Here is a 15,244-nt window from a genome sequence, read left to right as displayed (position 1 = left end):
CCCGTCCAGGGGTACGGGGTCACAGCTCGCCGTCCTGGGACTCGTCCGACGGCCACGGGTCCCGCAGCCACAGCTCGTCGGCGGCCACGGTGGTCGCGAGGATCTCCGCGAGCCCGTCGTCGATGCCGAGCCGCTCTGACTCGGTGCCCGGCGGCACCGCGAGGAGGGTCCGCTCCAGCCAGGCGGACACTTGCCCGGACGGGGCTTCGAGCAGCGCGTCGCCGTCGGGGGAGGAGAGCGCCATCAGGATGACGCCGCGGCCGTCGACCTTCGTGGGCCAGATGCGGACGTCCCCGTGCCCGCAGGCGCGGAAGACGCCCTCGACGAGGAGTTCGCGCGCGAAGGTCCAGTGGACCGGGTGGTCCGTGCCGATGTGGAAGGTGACGTGGACGGCGTACGGGTCTTCGGTCCGGTAGGCGAGCCGGGCGGGGACGGGGATCGAGCGCTCGGGGGAGAGCACCAGCTTCAGTTCCAGCTCGCGCTCGACGGTGGTGTTGTCGGTGTTCTGCATGCTCGTGCTCCTTCTCGTGGGCGGGCCCCGGACGGGCCTTCACCGGGAGAGAGCGGGGTGGCCGCGGTTCATTACGCGACTTCGGGAAAGTTTTTCCCGGGAAGTCTCCGGGCGGGGATGTGTCGGCCCGAACATCACCGGGAGTGATCGATTCCGGTCCGCGTCCCCCCGAAGGCGGGCTTTCTCGCGGGCTCCTTGTCCCCTCGGGGACGTTCTTCGTTACTGTCCTCCTTGGGCGCGGCACGCCCGGCACGCGGCCGTGCGGATCAAAGGCGTTGTGACTGAACGGAGTCGGGGCAGTGGCTACTCCTCCTGGAGGCGGCGAAGAGGTACCGCAGGCGGGGTACTACCCGGACCCGTCCATTCCCGGGTACATCCGGTACTGGAACGGCGGCGCGTGGGTGCCCGGCACCAGCCGGCCCGCCCCCGCGAACGGCGAGGCGCCGCCCCACCCGCCCGCCTCGGCGATCCCGGCCGGCCCGATCCTGGCCTCCGGCCCGGCCCCGACCCCGGTGGCCGCCCCCACCCCACCGACGACCCCCCACACGGCGACCGCCCCGCCCGACGCGCCCGCGCAGTCCGCCGCGCCCGTACAGGCGGCCGCGCACGTGCCCGCCCAGGCGCAGGCCCCCGCGCCGGCGCCCGTACCCACGGTGGAGGAGACCGGGCCCGTCTTCCTCGACGAGGAGCCGCTCGCGGCGGAGCCCGCGTCCGCCTGGCAGGCGGACTCCTCCCGTCAGGCCGGGTTCGGTGGCGAGCTCGACCGGCAGGTCTCCTGGGGTGCGCCCCGTACACCCGACCCGCGCACCCCGGCGGAGTGGCCGGTCGCGGGCGGGAGCGAGCCGGAGGAGCCGGCGCCCGCCGCGGACCCCCGCGCGACCGGGGGAGCGGCCCGCCTCGGAGGCATGCCCGTCACCCCGATCCCGACGCCCGCCCCGGCCCCCCAGCCCCAGCCCCAGCCGCAGCCCCACCCGCAACCGGCCCCGGCACCCGCGGCGGCAGCCCCGGCACCGGCGCCCGTCCAGACCCCCGCTCCCGCCCCCGTACAGGCGGCGCCGTCCGCCCCCTCCTGGGCCCAGCAGGCCCAGCCGCCCGTCCAGGCCCAGGAGCAGCAGCAGCCCGTCGTCCCCTGGAAGCCGCCCGTCGAGGACGTGTTCCAGAAGGCGGCCCGCGCACAGGCCTCCGCGCGCCCGGCGGGGCTCGGCAGGCGGCTGCTCGCCCGGCTGATCGACAGCGTCGTCCTGGGCGCCCTGGTCGGCGCGGCCTCCATGCCCTTCGTGACCGCCGCCCTCGACCACATCGAGGGCAAGATCGAGGCGGCCCGGCAGTCCGGCACCACCGTCCAGGTCTGGCTGCTCGACTCGACGACCTCCGTCCAGTTCGGCATCGCGCTCGCCTCGCTGTTCGTCATCGGCCTCCTGTACGAGGCGCTGCCCACGGCCAAGTGGGGCCGCACCCTGGGCAAGAAGCTGTGCGGGCTCGAGGTGCGGGACATCGAGGCGCACGAGCCGCCGACGTTCGGCAAGTCGATCCGCCGCTGGCTCGTCTACAGCGTGCTGGGGCTCCTGGTCATCGGCGTGTTCAACGTCCTGTGGTGTCTCTTCGACCGCCCCTGGCGCCAGTGCTGGCACGACAAGGCGGCCGGTACCTTCGTGGCGCGCTGAGCGGTCCTCCGGGGGGCCGCCGTCCCCCGAACGGGCGGTGATTCCTTGCGGGCCCGTTCCGCCCGGGATGCACTGCCCCCATGAGCACCGACCAGCCGCCGCCCGGCCAGCCGCCCGACGACGACCCCTTCAGCAAGAGGTCCCCGGAGCCGCCGCCGGGCGGCCCGCCGCCGGGCGGCCCCCCGCCGGGCGGGCCCCCGCCGGGCGGGCCCCCGCCGGGGAGCCCGTACGACTCCCCGTACGGCTCCCCGTACGACAACGCGCCCCCGCCCCCGTACGGCAGTGGCTACGGCGGCGGGTACGGCGGGACCGATCCGCTCTCCGGGATGCCCCCGCTCGCGGACACCGGGCGCCGGGTCCTCGCGCGGCTCGTCGACTGGGTGATCGTCGCGGTGCCGCTCGCGATCATCGGCATCCCCTTCCACGTCTACCAGCGGGCGACCGACGACGACGACTTCGGGGACGCGTTCAACAGCCTCAACGGCGGCAGCCAGCTCGTCTTCCAGCTCATCACGATCGTCGCGTACGTCGCGTACGACACCGTCCTGACGGCCCGGAACGGCCAGACGCTCGGCAAGAAGCTGATGAAGCTTCGGGTCGCGATGCTCAACGACGGATCGACGCCCCCGATGAGCCAGTCGCTGCTGCGCGCCGTCGTGCTCTGGCTGCCCGCGCTGATCTGCTGCGCCTGCCTGTGGCCGCTGCTGATCCTGATCCTGATCATGGTCGACAAGCCGTACAAGCAGGGCCTGCACGACAAGGCGGCGAAGACGGTCGTCGTCAGCGTCCCCCAGTAGGCACCGTCCCCCAGTAGGCGGGGGGGCAGGGACGAAACGTCACGAACCGATCCGGGTATCGGCCCCCGCGCCCACGCGCTCGGCCGGCACCCGGATCTCTTCGTTCACAGGGGTATTGACGGGCCGCTCGCGTACCGGCATCCTCACCGCCACCAGGGCCCCGAGGAGCAGGCCCGCGGCGCAGGCCACCGCGATGCCCAGGGTCGTCGTCGTACCGGAGACCAGCAGCAGGGCGACGGTCGCGAGGACGACGGTGGCCGAACCGTAGGTGAGCTGTGCGGCGTTCGGACGCTGCATGACGGGTACCACCCCTCCAGGCTTCGGTTCGACTCTACGACGGTGGATGCCCGGGCGGTGTGACGGGTAAGCGTGACCTCACCCACGCCGCCGGTGCACGGGGGGCGCACGGGGGTCACGAAACCGTCAAGCTTCCTTCACTGTGCGCCCGCCGAGTGTTCGATTATCGGAAATCCGCTCCCGCATAGTGCAGTTGACCCGTGCAAGTCAAGATCTGTCTTTTCTCGTCCCACTCCGGTCGAATGTCGTCACTTGTGACGCGCGACCCCGCCGGACGGACACCCCACCTTCGGTCCGTGGGCGCGGGCGCCGGGGAGGACAACTTCAAGTGACCAACAGACGACGGGCGATCAGAGCGTCCGCAGTCGTCGTGGCGCTCGCGGCCACCGCCGCCACCGCCTCGACCTTCACCACCGCCTGGGCCGACAACCACGGAAGCGTGCCGCCGGCCGGCATCCAGACCGTCGACAAGACGACGGTCGACCACGACCTCGAAGGCCCCTACAGCGACCAGCAGGAGCAGCAGCGCAAGGCTGCACTCGAGCGGGTCCTGAACGGTGACGCCAAGATCGAGAACCGCGGCGGCTCCCAGGTCGTCAAGCTCGGCGCCAAGAAGTACGTCGAGCTCGGCCGCGAGAAGACCGACAAGATCTTCACCATCCTCGTCGAGTTCGGCGACCAGGTGGACAACACCACCCTGGTCGACCGCAAGGACGACGACACCCCCGAGCTGAAGCCGAAGTACGGCGGCCAGCCCGGTCCGATGCACAACCGCATAGCCGAGCCGGACCGTGCGAACGACAACTCCACGGCCTGGCAGGCGGACTACAACCAGCAGCACTTCCAGGACCTGTACTTCGGTACCGGCAAGGACGCCAAGGGCAAGCCCAAGCAGTCCCTGAAGACCTTCTACGAGCGGACCTCGTCCGGCCGTTACTCGGTCGACGGCACGGTCTCCGACTGGGTCAAGGTCCCGTACAACGAGGCCCGTTACGGCTCGAACTACTGCGGCCAGACCAACTGCTCCAACGTCTGGGACACCGTCCGCGACGGCCTCGTGGCCTGGGTCGCCGACCAGAAGGCCAAGGGCAAGACCGACGCCCAGATCAAGGCCCAGCTGGCCGAGTACGACCAGTGGGACCGCTACGACTTCGACGGCGACGGCAACTTCAACGAGGCCGACGGCTACATCGACCACTTCCAGCTCGTGCACGCGGGCGAGGACGAGTCGGCCGGCGGCGGCGCAGAGGGCAAGAACGCCCTGTGGGCCCACCGCTGGTACGCCTACGGCACCAACGCGGGCAAGACCGGCCCCGAGAACAACAAGGCCGGCGGCACCCCGATCGGTGACACCGGCATCTGGGTCGGCGACTACACGATGCAGCCGGAGAACGGCGGCCTCGGCGTCTTCGCCCACGAGTACGGCCACGACCTCGGTCTGCCGGACCACTACGACACCGCGGGCGGCGAGAACTCCACCGGGTTCTGGACCCTCATGTCCTCGGGTTCCTGGCTCGGCCAGGGCAAGGACGCCATCGGCGACCTGCCCGGCGACATGACCGCCTGGGACAAGCTCCAGCTCGGCTGGCTGAACTACGCCAAGGTCAACGACTGGCAGCGCTCCACCAAGACCACCCACAAGCTGGGCGTCTCGGAGTACAACACCAAGAACCCGCAGGCGCTCGTCGTCGAGCTGCCGAAGAAGCAGGTCACCACCGACATCGTCGCCCCCGCCGAGGGTACTTCGCAGTGGTGGAGCAACATGGGTGACGACCTCAAGAACACCCTGACCCGCTCCGTCGACCTCACGGGCAAGACGTCCGCCTCCCTGGAGCTCCAGGGCTGGTACGACATCGAGGCCGAGTACGACTACCTCTACACCGAGGTGTCGACCGACGGCGGCGCCAACTGGACGGCCCTGGACGGCACCGCCGACGGCGTGGCCCTCCCGCGCGACGCGGCCGGCGCCCCCGGGCTGACCGGCGTCTCCGACACCCGCAAGAAGCTCGTCTACAACCTGGGCGCGTACGCGGGCAAGAAGTTCGACCTCCGCTTCCGCTACCAGACGGACGGCGGCGCGGGCGGCAAGGGCTTCACGGCCGACGCCATCACGCTGACCGCCGACGGCGCCCCCGTCTTCTCCGACGGCGCCGAGAACGGCGACAACGGCTGGGTCGCCAAGGGCTTCTCGCGGGTCGGCAAGGGCTTCACGAAGGAGTACGAGCAGTACTACATCGCGGAGAACCGCCAGTACGTCTCGTACGACTCCACCCTCAAGGTCGGCCCGTACAACTTCGGGTTCACCGGGGCGAAGGAGAGCTGGGTCGAGCACTACCCGTACCAGAACGGGCTGCTCATCTGGAAGTGGGACCTGTCCCAGAAGGACAACAACACCTCCCAGCACCCGGGCGCCGGTCTGGTCCTCCCGATCGACGCGCACCCGAGCCCGCTGAAGTGGTCCAACGGTGAGCTGATGCGCAACCGCGTCCAGGCGTACGACTCGCCGTTCAGCATCTCCCGCACGGACGGCTTCCAGCTGCACAACAAGGGCGTCGCCACCTGGGTCCCGTCGCAGGCGGGCAACCCGACCTTCGACGACCGCAAGGGCGTCTACTGGTTCGCCGAGACCCCGCGCGCCGGTGTCCAGGTAACTGACACCAACACCAAGATCCAGGTCGTCAAGGAGCCGAAGGATGGCCAGACGATCACGGTTCAGGTCGGTCCCTCGACCAAGTAATCGGTAAAACCGCAGGTCACGTCATGATCGGCCGTCGCCCCCTAGCGGGCGGCGGCCGATCGTGTTTAGGTGCGTCTGACCCAAGTCTTATTGACATCTGATCCACGGGGGAGTGGTTCCGCATGCCCAACGGAGGGTTCTGCAAGCTGCCGGGAGGCAGCGTGGTCGTCGCCATAGGGCTACCCAGCCCGGCCGGCGACGGCGCCACCGTCCGCTTCCTGGTCCACGCGGCCAACCGCGCCCGCGCCCTGACCCGGCTGCGGAACCTGGGGCTCCGCGCGGTCTACCTCCGGGGCAACAGCGAGCCGCCCACCCCCGACGAGGTCACCGCGGTCCTGCACCACCCGGAGGGCCTGCTGTGGAGATCCACACCGGGCGCCGCCCAGGAGCTCTGGCACCCGGTCCGCTCCCTCCCGAGGGAGCCCGCCGCGTAGAGCCGGGGGTGCCCGGCCGGGTCCGGCGCGCGTCGCCGGGCCGGCCCTACGCGACGACCGGCTTGCCCGTCAGCGCCACGCCCGCCGTCCGGAGCTCCTCGAGCGCCCTGTCCGTGGTCTCCTTGGCCACCCCTGCCGTCAGGTCGAGCAGGACGTGGGTCCTGAAGCCCTCCCGCGCCGCGTCCAGGGCCGTCGCCCGGACGCAGTGGTCGGTGGCGATGCCGACCACGTCGACCTCGGTGACGTCCCGCTCGCGCAGCCACTCCGCGAGCGTCCGGCCGTTCTCGTCACGCCCCTCGAAGCCGCTGTACGCCGCCGCGTACGCGCCCTTGTCGAAGACGGCGTCGATCGCACCGCTCGCGACGGCGGGCGCGAAGTTCGGGTGGAAGCCGACGCCCTCCGTGCCGGCCACGCAGTGCACCGGCCAGGAGGACACGTAGTCCGGCGCCTCCCCGGACGGGGCGAAGTGACCGCCCGGGTCGACGTGGTGGTCGCGGGTCGCGACGACGTGCCGGTAGGAGCTGCCCGCCGTCTCGCCCACCAGGTCGGTGATGGCGGCGGCGACGTCCGCGCCGCCCGTCACCGCGAGGCTGCCGCCCTCGCAGAAGTCGTTCTGAACGTCCACAACGATCAATGCGCGGTGCATGGCGGGTGTCCTTAGCGCGTGGGGAGGGAGGATTCGAGCCTAGGGGGTGTCTTGCCGATCAGGCCAGGCTCGCGACGCCTGGCACCGAGCCTCGCCGCGTTGTCGTCGGTCGGCATGACTCCGCCATGCCTCCCTCCTCCGCCTTGCGATCCACGGCACCAGACGCCGCTCCCTGATCCGGCCGGACCGACGAGACACCCCCGGGAGACTTCCCCCTCCGTTCGGGAGGGGGCGTCTCCGAGGACTCCTACATGTACTCGGTCGGCAGCACCGGCTCGCCCCGCGACAGCTGCATCGCCGACATCGGCAGCCCCGCGCGCGCCGCGATGTGCCGCGACCTCGCGGCCTCCAGCGGCTCCCGGGCCACCACGTCGCCGCCCTTCACCAGCTCGACGAGCAACTGGTGCTCGGCCAGCTCCGGCGGGACCGGGCCGGTGCCCACGACCTCGGCCTCGGCGACCCCGGCCGCGTCGGGCCGGCGGGCCGCCCACTTGCGCCCCCCGACCGAGGCCTTGCCGCCCAGCGACTTCTTGGCCACGGGCACCAGCGGCGCCTTCGGGTCGGCCGAGGCGGCGCGGGCGACCAGCTTGTAGACCATGGAGCAGGTCGGGTGGCCGCTGCCGGTGACCAGCTGCGTGCCCACCCCGTACGCGTCGACCGGGGCCGCCGCGAGCGAGGCGATGGCGTACTCGTCGAGGTCCGAGGTGACCACGATCTTCGTGTCCCGGGCGCCCAGCTCGTCCAGCTGCGACCGCACCCGGTGGGCGACGAGCAGCAGGTCGCCGGAGTCGATCCGTACGGCCCCCAGCTCGGGCCCGGCGACCTCCACGGCGGTACGGACCGCCTCGGTCACGTCGTACGTGTCGACGAGCAGGGTCGTGCCGCGCCCCAGGGTCTCCACCTGGGCCCGGAAGGCGTCCCGCTCGCTGTCGTGGAGCAGGGTGAAGGCGTGGGCGGAGGTGCCGACGGTCGGGATGCCGTAGCGGAAGCCGGCCGCGAGGTCCGAGGTCGAGTCGAAGCCACCGACGTACGCGGCGCGGGAGGCGGCGACGGCCGCCAGCTCGTGGGTGCGCCGGGCGCCCATCTCGATCAGGCGCCGGCCGCCGGCCGCGGCCGACATGCGGGAGGCGGCGGCCGCGATGGCCGAGTCGTGGTTCAGGATCGAGAGGACCACGGTCTCCAGCAGCACGCACTCCGCGAAGGAGCCCTCGACGCGGAGGACGGGGGAGCCGGGGAAGTACACCTCGCCCTCGGGGTAGCCCCAGATGTCGCCGGAGAAGCGGTAGCGGGCCAGCCACTCCAGGGTCGGCTCGTCGACGATGCCGTGCTCCCGGAGGAAGCCGAGGACGGCGGGGTCGAACCGGAAGTTCTCGACGGCGTCCAGGACCCGGCCGACGCCCGCGAGGACGCCGTAGCGCCGCCCCTCGGGCAGCCGCCGGGTGAAGACCTCGAAGACGGAGCGACGGTCGGCGGTGCCGGCCCGCAGGGCCGCCTGGAGCATGGTCAGCTCGTACTGATCGGTGAAGAGCGCGGTCGACGGCACGTCCACCGGCAGCCCAAGGTCCGCAGCGTTCATGTCAGCGATGCTAGCGCAGAAATCGTCAAAGTGACGAATAGTGGCCCCGGGCGTGCCTCGCCCGTGCCCCGAGGGCGTGGCCGTCCGTGTGCCGCAAGCGCGCCCGCCCGTGTGCCGCGGGCGTGCCCCCGTCCGTGTGCCCGGGGCGTGCCCCGTTTGCGCGACCGGCCCCCAGGGGTGACAACATGGTGTGAGTGAGCGTCGCGCCTATTGAGATCGAACGTACGGAATCGGCCGAGGAGGTCTCCGCGGTCGTCGAACCCGACGTGCCCTGGGTGACCCTTGTGCACAACGATCCGGTCAACCTGATGAGCTATGTGGAGTACGTCTTCCAGTCGTACTTCGGATACTCCAAGGACAAGGCGCACAAGCTGATGCTCGACGTGCACCACAAGGGCCGCGCGGTGGTCTCCAGCGGCACCCGCGAGGAGATGGAACGCGACGTGCAGGCGATGCACGGCTACGGCCTGTGGGCGACCCTCTCCCAGGACCGCTTCTGATGGCCGGCCAGTTCGAGGCGCTCCCCGGGGGTGGCGCGGCCGTCGCGCTCGACGACGTCGAGATCTCCATCCTCCGCTCCCTCGCCGTCCAGCTCATGGAGCTGATCGGACCGGGCGACGAGCCCGCCGCGGACGCGGACCCGCTGGCCGCGCTCTTCGCCGAGGGGCCGAGCGAGCCGCCGTCCGACCCCGCCCTGCGGCGCCTCTTCCCCGACGCGTACGGGGACGACAGCGAGGAGCTGAGGGCGGCCGCCTCCGACTTCCGCCGCTACACCGAGAACGACCTGCGGGCCCGCAAGCGCGAGGACGCCCTCGTGGTCGTGCGCGCCCTGGACTCCCTCTCCGCCGAGGCGGCCGGGGAGGGCGGCGCGGTCCTGAAGCTCACCGCCGAGGAGTCCCGGGCCTGGCTCGGCGCGCTCAACGACCTGCGGCTGACCATCGGCACCCGCCTGGAGGTCACGGACGACGAGGAGAGCGAGCGGCTGTACCGGCTGCCGGACTCCGACCCGCGCAAGCCGATGGTGATGGCGTACCTCTGGCTGGGAGCGCTCCAGGAGTCGCTCGTCGCGACCCTGATGGCCTGACCGAGAGGCGTGTTCGCTCAGCGGACGCTCAAATCCGGATAACGAATTGGTTATCAGACCGTCCGCCCCGACATCTTGCATGCCCTTTGTCCGTATTTTTTTGTGGCGCGCGCCACATGCGACTCCGTCGATCACTCCTCACCGCGTGATAAATCTTCACGACCACTCGGGCACGCCACCCCTGTTCCCGAGGGCGCTTGGGCCGGCTGACCGCCGGTAGCACTCCATCCACATCCGGGGGGATCAGGATCTGATCCGCGGCAGACGCACTCGCAGTCGCGCGGATCGCATGGAGAAAGGCGCACCACCATGACCTCAGTGCAGGTCGACAAGCAGCACGACGGCAATGAGGCCGAGGACTCCGCCTCGGGCGAGGGTTACCACCGGGCACTCGGCGCCCGCCAGATCCAGATGATCGCGATCGGCGGCGCCATCGGCACCGGGCTCTTCCTCGGCGCGGGCAAGGGCATCTCCATCGCGGGACCGAGCCTGATCCTCGCGTACGCCGTCGCGGGCCTCGTCATCTTCTTCATCATGCGGGCGCTCGGCGAGCTCCTCATGTACCGCCCGGTCTCGGGCTCCTTCTCGGAGTACGCCCGCGAGTTCATCGGGCCGTTCGCGGGCTTCGCGACCGGCTGGACGTACTGGCTCTTCTGGGTCGTCACCGGCATCACCGAGGTCACCGCCGCGGCGACCTACATGACGTACTGGTGGGACATCCCGCAGTGGCTCTCCGCCCTCGTCTTCACCGTGATCCTCTACGGTGCCAACCTGATCTCCGTGAAGCTCTTCGGTGAGCTGGAGTTCTGGTTCTCCATGGTCAAGGTCACCGCCATCGTCGGCATGATCCTGATCTGCGCCGGCATCCTCACCCTCGGCTTCTCCGACGCCGGCGACACCGCGTCCGTGACCCACCTGTGGGACCTCGGCGGCTTCTTCGGCGGCGAGGACGGCATCTTCTCGACGCTGATGACCCTCCAGATGGTCATGTTCGCGTTCCTCGCGGTCGAGCTGGTCGGCGTCACCGCGGGCGAGTCGAAGGACCCCAAGACGGTCCTGCCGAAGGCCATCAACACCGTGCCGTGGCGCATCGCCGTCTTCTACGTCGGCGCGCTGATCATGATCCTGTCGGTCGTCCCGTGGACCGCCTTCAAGCCGGGCGTCAGCCCCTTCGTCGAGGCCTTCGAGCGGATGGGGCTCGGCGTCGGCGCCGCCATCGTCAACTTCGTGGTCCTCACGGCGGCCCTGTCCTCCTGCAACTCGGGCATGTACTCCACCGGCCGCATGCTGCGCGACCTCGCGCTCAACGGCCAGGGCCCGAAGGTCTTCACCAAGCTGACCAGGTCCGGCACCCCGCTGGTCGGCACCACGGTCTCGGCCGCGCTGATGATGGTCGGCGTCTGGATCAACTACCAGTGGCCCGGCGAGGCGTTCAACTACGTCGTCTCCTTCGCCACCATCTCCGGCATGTGGGCCTGGATCGTCATCCTGATCTGCCAGATCCGCTACCGCCTCAAGGCCGACCGCGGCGAGCTGCCCCACTCCTCCTTCAAGGCGCCGGGCGGCATCTGGTTCAGCGTCTTCTCGCTCGCCTTCATCGGCATGGTCGTCGTGACCATGGGCATGGACGCGGACAACCGGGTCGCGCTGTACGGCGCGCCGGTCTGGGGCCTGATCCTCGCCGTGTCCTACCTGGTCCTCAAGGCCCGCAACCCCGAGGGCGCCGCCTTCGTCAAGCGCGTCTGACGCTCTGACCTGGCACGTCTCAGCATCCGGGCCGTTCCGTACCACTTCTCGGTACGGGGCGGCCCGTCTGCTTATCCTGTCGGCATGCTGACCATCACCCGGGCCCTGTACGACCAGATCGTGGAGCACTCCCGAGCGGACCACCCAGACGAGGCCTGCGGTGTCGTCGCGGGCCCGGCCGGCAGCGGCCGCCCCGAGCGGTTCATCCCGATGCTGAACGCCGCCCGCTCGCCCACGTTCTACGAGTTCGACTCCGGCGACCTGCTCAAGCTCTACCGCGACATGGACGACCGGGACGAGGAGCCCGTCATCGTCTACCACTCGCACACCGCGACCGAGGCCTACCCGTCCCGCACGGACATCTCGTACGCGAACGAGCCGCACGCCCACTACGTCCTCGTCTCCACCGCCGACACCGACGGCTCCGGACCCTTCCAGTTCCGCTCCTACACGATCGTCGACGGCGTCGTGACGGAGGAAGAGGTCAAGGTCGTGGAGTCGTACCAGTAGGCCGAGGCTCAACGGCGGGACACTCCCCACGACGGGGACGTGGTCCGGAACCTGGCCAGATAGGCGGAGGGCGTCACCCCGAAATGGCGGGCGAACGCCCTCCGCAGGCTCTCGTCACTCCCGAGCCCGCTCCGCGCCGCCGCCCCCGTCACGCTCGCCCCGCCCTCCAGCAGGATCCGCGCCGCCTCCACCCGTACCCGCTCCACGTACCCCGCCGGCGTCGCCCCGACCTGATCCCGGAACAGCCGCGCCAGATGCCGGGCGCTCACCCCCGCCCGCCGCGCCAGCGCCGGCGCGCTGTGGTCCGCCGCCGGATCCGCCGCCACCGCGTCCAGGAGCGGCCGCACCACCGGGTGCCCCGTCGGGGGAGTCCGCGAAGCCGCCGAGAACTGCGACTGCCCGCCCGGCCGCTGGAGGAACACCACCAGATCCCGCGCCACCGACCGGGCCGCCTCCGGCCCCCGGTCCTCCTCCACGAGCGCCAGACACAGGTCGATCCCGGCCGTCACCCCCGCCGACGACCACACCTCCCCGTCCCGCACATGGATCGCGTCGGCGCTCACCTCGACCGCCGGATACCGGCGGGCCAGCTCCGCCGCGTGCTCCCAGTGGGTCGCCGCACGCCGCCCGGCGAGCAGCCCCGCCGCCGCGAGCGCGAACGCCCCCGTGCAGACCGACGCCACCCGCCCCGAGCGCGCCGCGAGCGCAGCCACCGCCGGAGCGACCGCCACACACCGCTCCACGTCCACCGCCCCGGGGACGACCAGCGTGTCCGCGCCGGGCACCTCCCCGGCCGCGCGGTCCGCGCCGATCCGCAGCCCGCACGAGGTCCGTACGCCCCGCCCGTCCGGCGTGCACACCCGTACCTCGTAACCTGCCCCGGCCGTCGTGAAGACCTCCAGCGGGGCGGAGACATCGAGCAGCCGGACCCCGTCGAAGGCGAACACCCACACCGCGTGCGTCGTCGTCATGTGTCCGATTCTGTGGGATGCCTGTCCACAGGGACATGGCGGGGCGTGGTCCCGGCGGCGAGGCTTGCCCCATGAACCCGATGACGCTCATCCCGGACAGCAGGCTCGCCACCGCCGCCACCGAACTCGTCCGCGATACGGCCGGCGAGCTGATCTACGACCACTCCCGCCGCGTCTACCTCTTCGGCGCCCTCCAGGGCCGCGCCCGGGGCCTCGCCTTCGACCCCGAACTCCTCTACGTCGGCGCCATGTTCCACGACCTCGGCCTCGGCGAGGAGCACCGGACCAGTGGCCGCCGCTTCGAGGTCGACGGGGCCGAGGAGGCCGCCGCCTTCCTCCGCTCCCACGGCGCCGACGAGGACGCCGTCCGCCGCGTCTGGACCGCGATCGCCCTCCACACCACCCCCGGCATCCCCTCCTTCATGGAGCCCGAGGTCGCCCTCGTCACCGCCGGCGTCGAGTACGACGTCCTCGGCATCGGCTACGACGACCCCACCGCCGTCACCCCCGAGGACCGCGCCGCGATCGTCGCCGCCCACCCCCGCCCCGACTTCAAGCGCCGCATCCTCGCCGCCTTCACCGACGGCATCGCGCCCAGGCCGGTCACCGCCTTCGGCAACGTCAAGGCGGACGTTCTGCGCCATTTCGTGCCCGGATTCGTCCCCGGCGACTTCGCGACGACGATCCAGAGCTCCGCCTGGCCGGAGTGAACCACCCCCTCTACCTGCGAGGTCCGCCAGTCGGTCACAAATCATCCATCATGTGAGATCACATTCCGGAACCCGGACCGGGAATCGATACGATGAGCCCATGGTTTCCCACGACGTGAGCGAAGAGACTCCGAGCACCACCCTGCTCGCGGCACGCCTGCACGTCGACCTGTGCCGCCTCGCCAGCGCGATCTGTACCTCCCGCGCTGCGCTCTGAGCGACCGGCGAGCGCCCTCACCGTACGACCCCCTCCGCGCGGGGCCACAGAAGCGCGCCCAACACGCCACTTCCGACAGGAGCCCACGCCATGGCCATCGAGGTCCGCATCCCGACCATCCTCCGCACCTACACCGACGGCGCCAAGGCCGTCGAGGGCAGCGGTGACACCCTCGCGCAGCTCTTCGCCGACCTCGAGACCCGCCACAACGGGATCGAGGCCCGCATCGTCGACGGCGGCAAGCTCCGCCGCTTCGTCAACGTCTACCTGAACGACGAGGACGTCCGCTTCCTCGACGGCATCGACACCAAGCTCACCGACGGCGACAACGTCACGATCCTGCCGGCCGTCGCCGGCGGCATGGTCTGATCCACATGCGCTACGACTCCTCGCTGGCCGCGGTCGGCAACACGCCGCTGGTCCGCCTCCCCCGGCTCTCGCCCTCGGACGACGTCCGCATCTGGGCGAAGCTGGAGGACCGCAACCCCACCGGCTCGGTCAAGGACCGCCCCGCGCTCCACATGATCGAGCAGGCGGAGAAGGACGGCCGCCTCACTCCCGGCTGCACCATCCTGGAGCCGACCAGCGGCAACACCGGCATCTCCCTGGCCATGGCGGCGAAGCTCAAGGGCTACCGCATCGTCTGCGTCATGCCCGAGAACACCAGCGAGGAGCGGCGCCAGCTGCTCGCCATGTGGGGCGCCGAGATCATCTCGTCCCCCGCGGCCGGCGGATCGAACACGGCGGTACGCGTCGCCAAGGAGCTCTCCGCCGAGAACCCGTCCTGGGTGATGCTCTACCAGTACGGCAACCCGGACAACGCGGGCGCCCACTACGCCACCACCGGGCCCGAGATCCTCGCCGACCTCCCCTCGATCACCCACTTCGTCGCCGGCCTCGGCACGACGGGCACGCTCATGGGCGTCGGCCGCTACCTCCGCGAGCACAAGCCCGACGTCAAGATCGTCGCCGCCGAGCCGCGCTACGACGACCTGGTCTACGGCCTGCGCAACCTCGACGAGGGCTTCGTGCCCGAGCTGTACGACGCGTCCGTCCTCACCACCCGCTTCTCCGTCGGCTCCGCCGACGCGGTGACCCGCACCCGTGAACTCCTCCAGCAGGAGGGCATCTTCGCGGGCGTCTCCACCGGCGCCGCCCTGCACGCGGCCATCGGCATGGGCAACAAGGCCGTCAAGGCGGGCGAGAGCGCCGACATCGCCTTCGTCGTCGCCGACGGCGGCTGGAAGTACCTGTCGACGGGCCTCTACACGGCCAAGACGACGGAAGAGGCGATCGAAGCGGTCCAGGGCCAGCTCTGGGCATAGCCCGCCCAGCGGCTTCCGG

17 protein-coding genes are annotated in these 15,244 nt (G+C 71.0%); 12 read left to right on the top strand and 5 right to left on the bottom strand.

Going from position 1 to position 15,244, the window contains the following annotated elements:
- Positions 1 to 19 precede the first annotated feature (19 nt).
- A complete protein-coding gene (locus ACZ51I_RS05115; protein WP_468871571.1) occupies positions 20 to 511 on the bottom strand; it encodes an SsgA family sporulation/cell division regulator in 492 nt (163 codons plus the stop codon).
- 299 nt (positions 512 to 810) lie between these two features.
- Here ACZ51I_RS05115 and ACZ51I_RS05110 point away from each other — a divergent pair, with 299 nt between their 5' ends.
- Complete coding sequence (locus ACZ51I_RS05110; protein WP_468871570.1) at positions 811 to 2,175, top strand: RDD family protein; 1,365 nt, start codon at positions 811 to 813, stop codon at positions 2,173 to 2,175.
- A gap of 80 nt (positions 2,176 to 2,255) precedes the next feature.
- Complete coding sequence (locus ACZ51I_RS05105) at positions 2,256 to 2,972, top strand: RDD family protein (protein WP_468871569.1); 717 nt, start codon at positions 2,256 to 2,258, stop codon at positions 2,970 to 2,972.
- 39 nt (positions 2,973 to 3,011) lie between these two features.
- Here ACZ51I_RS05105 and ACZ51I_RS05100 read toward each other — a convergent pair whose 3' ends face one another.
- Positions 3,012 to 3,269: a hypothetical protein gene (locus ACZ51I_RS05100; RefSeq protein WP_468871568.1), complete on the bottom strand. Its 258-nt coding sequence runs from the start codon at positions 3,267 to 3,269 to the stop codon at positions 3,012 to 3,014.
- A gap of 328 nt (positions 3,270 to 3,597) precedes the next feature.
- Between ACZ51I_RS05100 and ACZ51I_RS05095 the strand changes: the two genes are divergently transcribed.
- Positions 3,598 to 6,006 carry an immune inhibitor A domain-containing protein gene (locus tag ACZ51I_RS05095; RefSeq protein WP_468871567.1) on the top strand — a complete coding sequence of 803 codons (2,409 nt, stop codon included), beginning with the start codon at positions 3,598 to 3,600 and terminating at the stop codon, positions 6,004 to 6,006.
- Between the two features lie 122 nt (positions 6,007 to 6,128).
- Positions 6,129 to 6,440: a hypothetical protein gene (locus tag ACZ51I_RS05090; RefSeq protein WP_468871566.1), complete on the top strand. Its 312-nt coding sequence runs from the start codon at positions 6,129 to 6,131 to the stop codon at positions 6,438 to 6,440.
- Between the two features lie 46 nt (positions 6,441 to 6,486).
- On the opposite strand, the gene ACZ51I_RS05085 is transcribed toward ACZ51I_RS05090, so the two are convergent.
- Together ACZ51I_RS05085 and ACZ51I_RS05080 are read right to left on the bottom strand one after the other, a co-directional pair.
- Positions 6,487 to 7,086, bottom strand: a complete 600-nt coding sequence (locus tag ACZ51I_RS05085) for a nicotinamidase (protein ID WP_468871565.1) — start codon at positions 7,084 to 7,086, stop codon at positions 6,487 to 6,489.
- Positions 7,087 to 7,333: 247 nt separating this feature from the next.
- Positions 7,334 to 8,662 (bottom strand): nicotinate phosphoribosyltransferase, encoded by a 1,329-nt coding sequence (locus ACZ51I_RS05080; protein WP_468871564.1) that lies wholly within the window; start codon positions 8,660 to 8,662, stop codon positions 7,334 to 7,336.
- Between the two features lie 194 nt (positions 8,663 to 8,856).
- On the opposite strand from ACZ51I_RS05080, the gene clpS reads away from it, so the two are divergent.
- From clpS to ACZ51I_RS05060, 4 genes are all read left to right on the top strand, one after another.
- Positions 8,857 to 9,162, top strand: a complete 306-nt coding sequence (gene clpS, locus ACZ51I_RS05075; RefSeq protein ID WP_030691594.1) for an ATP-dependent Clp protease adapter ClpS — start codon at positions 8,857 to 8,859, stop codon at positions 9,160 to 9,162.
- On the top strand, positions 9,162 to 9,746 hold the full coding sequence (locus ACZ51I_RS05070) for a DUF2017 domain-containing protein (protein ID WP_468871563.1): 585 nt from the start codon (positions 9,162 to 9,164) through the stop codon (positions 9,744 to 9,746). Before clpS ends, ACZ51I_RS05070 begins: the two co-directional genes overlap by 1 nt.
- 309 nt (positions 9,747 to 10,055) lie before the next feature.
- On the top strand, positions 10,056 to 11,492 hold the full coding sequence (locus ACZ51I_RS05065) for an amino acid permease (RefSeq protein WP_468871562.1): 1,437 nt from the start codon (positions 10,056 to 10,058) through the stop codon (positions 11,490 to 11,492).
- 84 nt (positions 11,493 to 11,576) lie between these two features.
- Positions 11,577 to 12,002, top strand: a complete 426-nt coding sequence (locus ACZ51I_RS05060) for a M67 family metallopeptidase (protein ID WP_468871561.1) — start codon at positions 11,577 to 11,579, stop codon at positions 12,000 to 12,002.
- Positions 12,003 to 12,010: 8 nt separating this feature from the next.
- On the opposite strand, the gene ACZ51I_RS05055 is transcribed toward ACZ51I_RS05060, so the two are convergent.
- On the bottom strand, positions 12,011 to 12,973 hold the full coding sequence (locus ACZ51I_RS05055; protein ID WP_468871560.1) for a GlxA family transcriptional regulator: 963 nt from the start codon (positions 12,971 to 12,973) through the stop codon (positions 12,011 to 12,013).
- A gap of 71 nt (positions 12,974 to 13,044) precedes the next feature.
- Between ACZ51I_RS05055 and ACZ51I_RS05050 the strand changes: the two genes are divergently transcribed.
- The 4 genes from ACZ51I_RS05050 to ACZ51I_RS05035 all read left to right on the top strand — a co-directional run bounded on the left by ACZ51I_RS05050 (position 13,045) and on the right by ACZ51I_RS05035 (position 15,225).
- On the top strand, positions 13,045 to 13,683 hold the full coding sequence (locus ACZ51I_RS05050; protein WP_468871558.1) for an HD domain-containing protein: 639 nt from the start codon (positions 13,045 to 13,047) through the stop codon (positions 13,681 to 13,683).
- 100 nt (positions 13,684 to 13,783) lie between these two features.
- Positions 13,784 to 13,900 (top strand): putative leader peptide, encoded by a 117-nt coding sequence (locus tag ACZ51I_RS05045; RefSeq protein ID WP_468871557.1) that lies wholly within the window; start codon positions 13,784 to 13,786, stop codon positions 13,898 to 13,900.
- A gap of 90 nt (positions 13,901 to 13,990) precedes the next feature.
- Positions 13,991 to 14,269, top strand: a complete 279-nt coding sequence (locus ACZ51I_RS05040) for a MoaD/ThiS family protein (protein ID WP_468871555.1) — start codon at positions 13,991 to 13,993, stop codon at positions 14,267 to 14,269.
- Between the two features lie 5 nt (positions 14,270 to 14,274).
- Positions 14,275 to 15,225, top strand: a complete 951-nt coding sequence (locus tag ACZ51I_RS05035; RefSeq protein WP_468871554.1) for a PLP-dependent cysteine synthase family protein — start codon at positions 14,275 to 14,277, stop codon at positions 15,223 to 15,225.
- Positions 15,226 to 15,244 lie beyond the last annotated feature (19 nt).

The sequence above is a fragment of the Streptomyces sp. NPDC034084 genome, assembly GCF_055575535.1.
The sequence above is the reverse complement of the archived record's forward strand: the minus strand, read 5'-3'. Positions and strand labels throughout refer to the sequence as shown.

Bases quoted from the DNA above. Each gene is read 5' to 3' on its own strand.
- ACZ51I_RS05055 (WP_468871560.1), bottom strand. From the start codon at position 12,973: ATGACGACGACGCACGCGGTGTGGGTGTTCGCCTTCGACGGGGTCCGG.
- ACZ51I_RS05040 (WP_468871555.1), top strand. From the start codon at position 13,991: ATGGCCATCGAGGTCCGCATCCCGACCATCCTCCGCACCTACACCGAC.
- ACZ51I_RS05105 (WP_468871569.1), top strand. From the start codon at position 2,256: ATGAGCACCGACCAGCCGCCGCCCGGCCAGCCGCCCGACGACGACCCC.
- ACZ51I_RS05085 (WP_468871565.1), bottom strand. From the start codon at position 7,086: ATGCACCGCGCATTGATCGTTGTGGACGTTCAGAACGACTTCTGCGAG.
- ACZ51I_RS05035 (WP_468871554.1), top strand. From the start codon at position 14,275: ATGCGCTACGACTCCTCGCTGGCCGCGGTCGGCAACACGCCGCTGGTC.
- ACZ51I_RS05050 (WP_468871558.1), top strand. From the start codon at position 13,045: ATGAACCCGATGACGCTCATCCCGGACAGCAGGCTCGCCACCGCCGCC.
- ACZ51I_RS05080 (WP_468871564.1), bottom strand. From the start codon at position 8,662: ATGAACGCTGCGGACCTTGGGCTGCCGGTGGACGTGCCGTCGACCGCG.
- ACZ51I_RS05045 (WP_468871557.1), top strand. From the start codon at position 13,784: ATGGTTTCCCACGACGTGAGCGAAGAGACTCCGAGCACCACCCTGCTC.
- ACZ51I_RS05070 (WP_468871563.1), top strand. From the start codon at position 9,162: ATGGCCGGCCAGTTCGAGGCGCTCCCCGGGGGTGGCGCGGCCGTCGCG.
- ACZ51I_RS05115 (WP_468871571.1), bottom strand. From the start codon at position 511: ATGCAGAACACCGACAACACCACCGTCGAGCGCGAGCTGGAACTGAAG.
- ACZ51I_RS05060 (WP_468871561.1), top strand. From the start codon at position 11,577: ATGCTGACCATCACCCGGGCCCTGTACGACCAGATCGTGGAGCACTCC.
- ACZ51I_RS05090 (WP_468871566.1), top strand. From the start codon at position 6,129: ATGCCCAACGGAGGGTTCTGCAAGCTGCCGGGAGGCAGCGTGGTCGTC.
- ACZ51I_RS05100 (WP_468871568.1), bottom strand. From the start codon at position 3,269: ATGCAGCGTCCGAACGCCGCACAGCTCACCTACGGTTCGGCCACCGTC.
- ACZ51I_RS05065 (WP_468871562.1), top strand. From the start codon at position 10,056: ATGACCTCAGTGCAGGTCGACAAGCAGCACGACGGCAATGAGGCCGAG.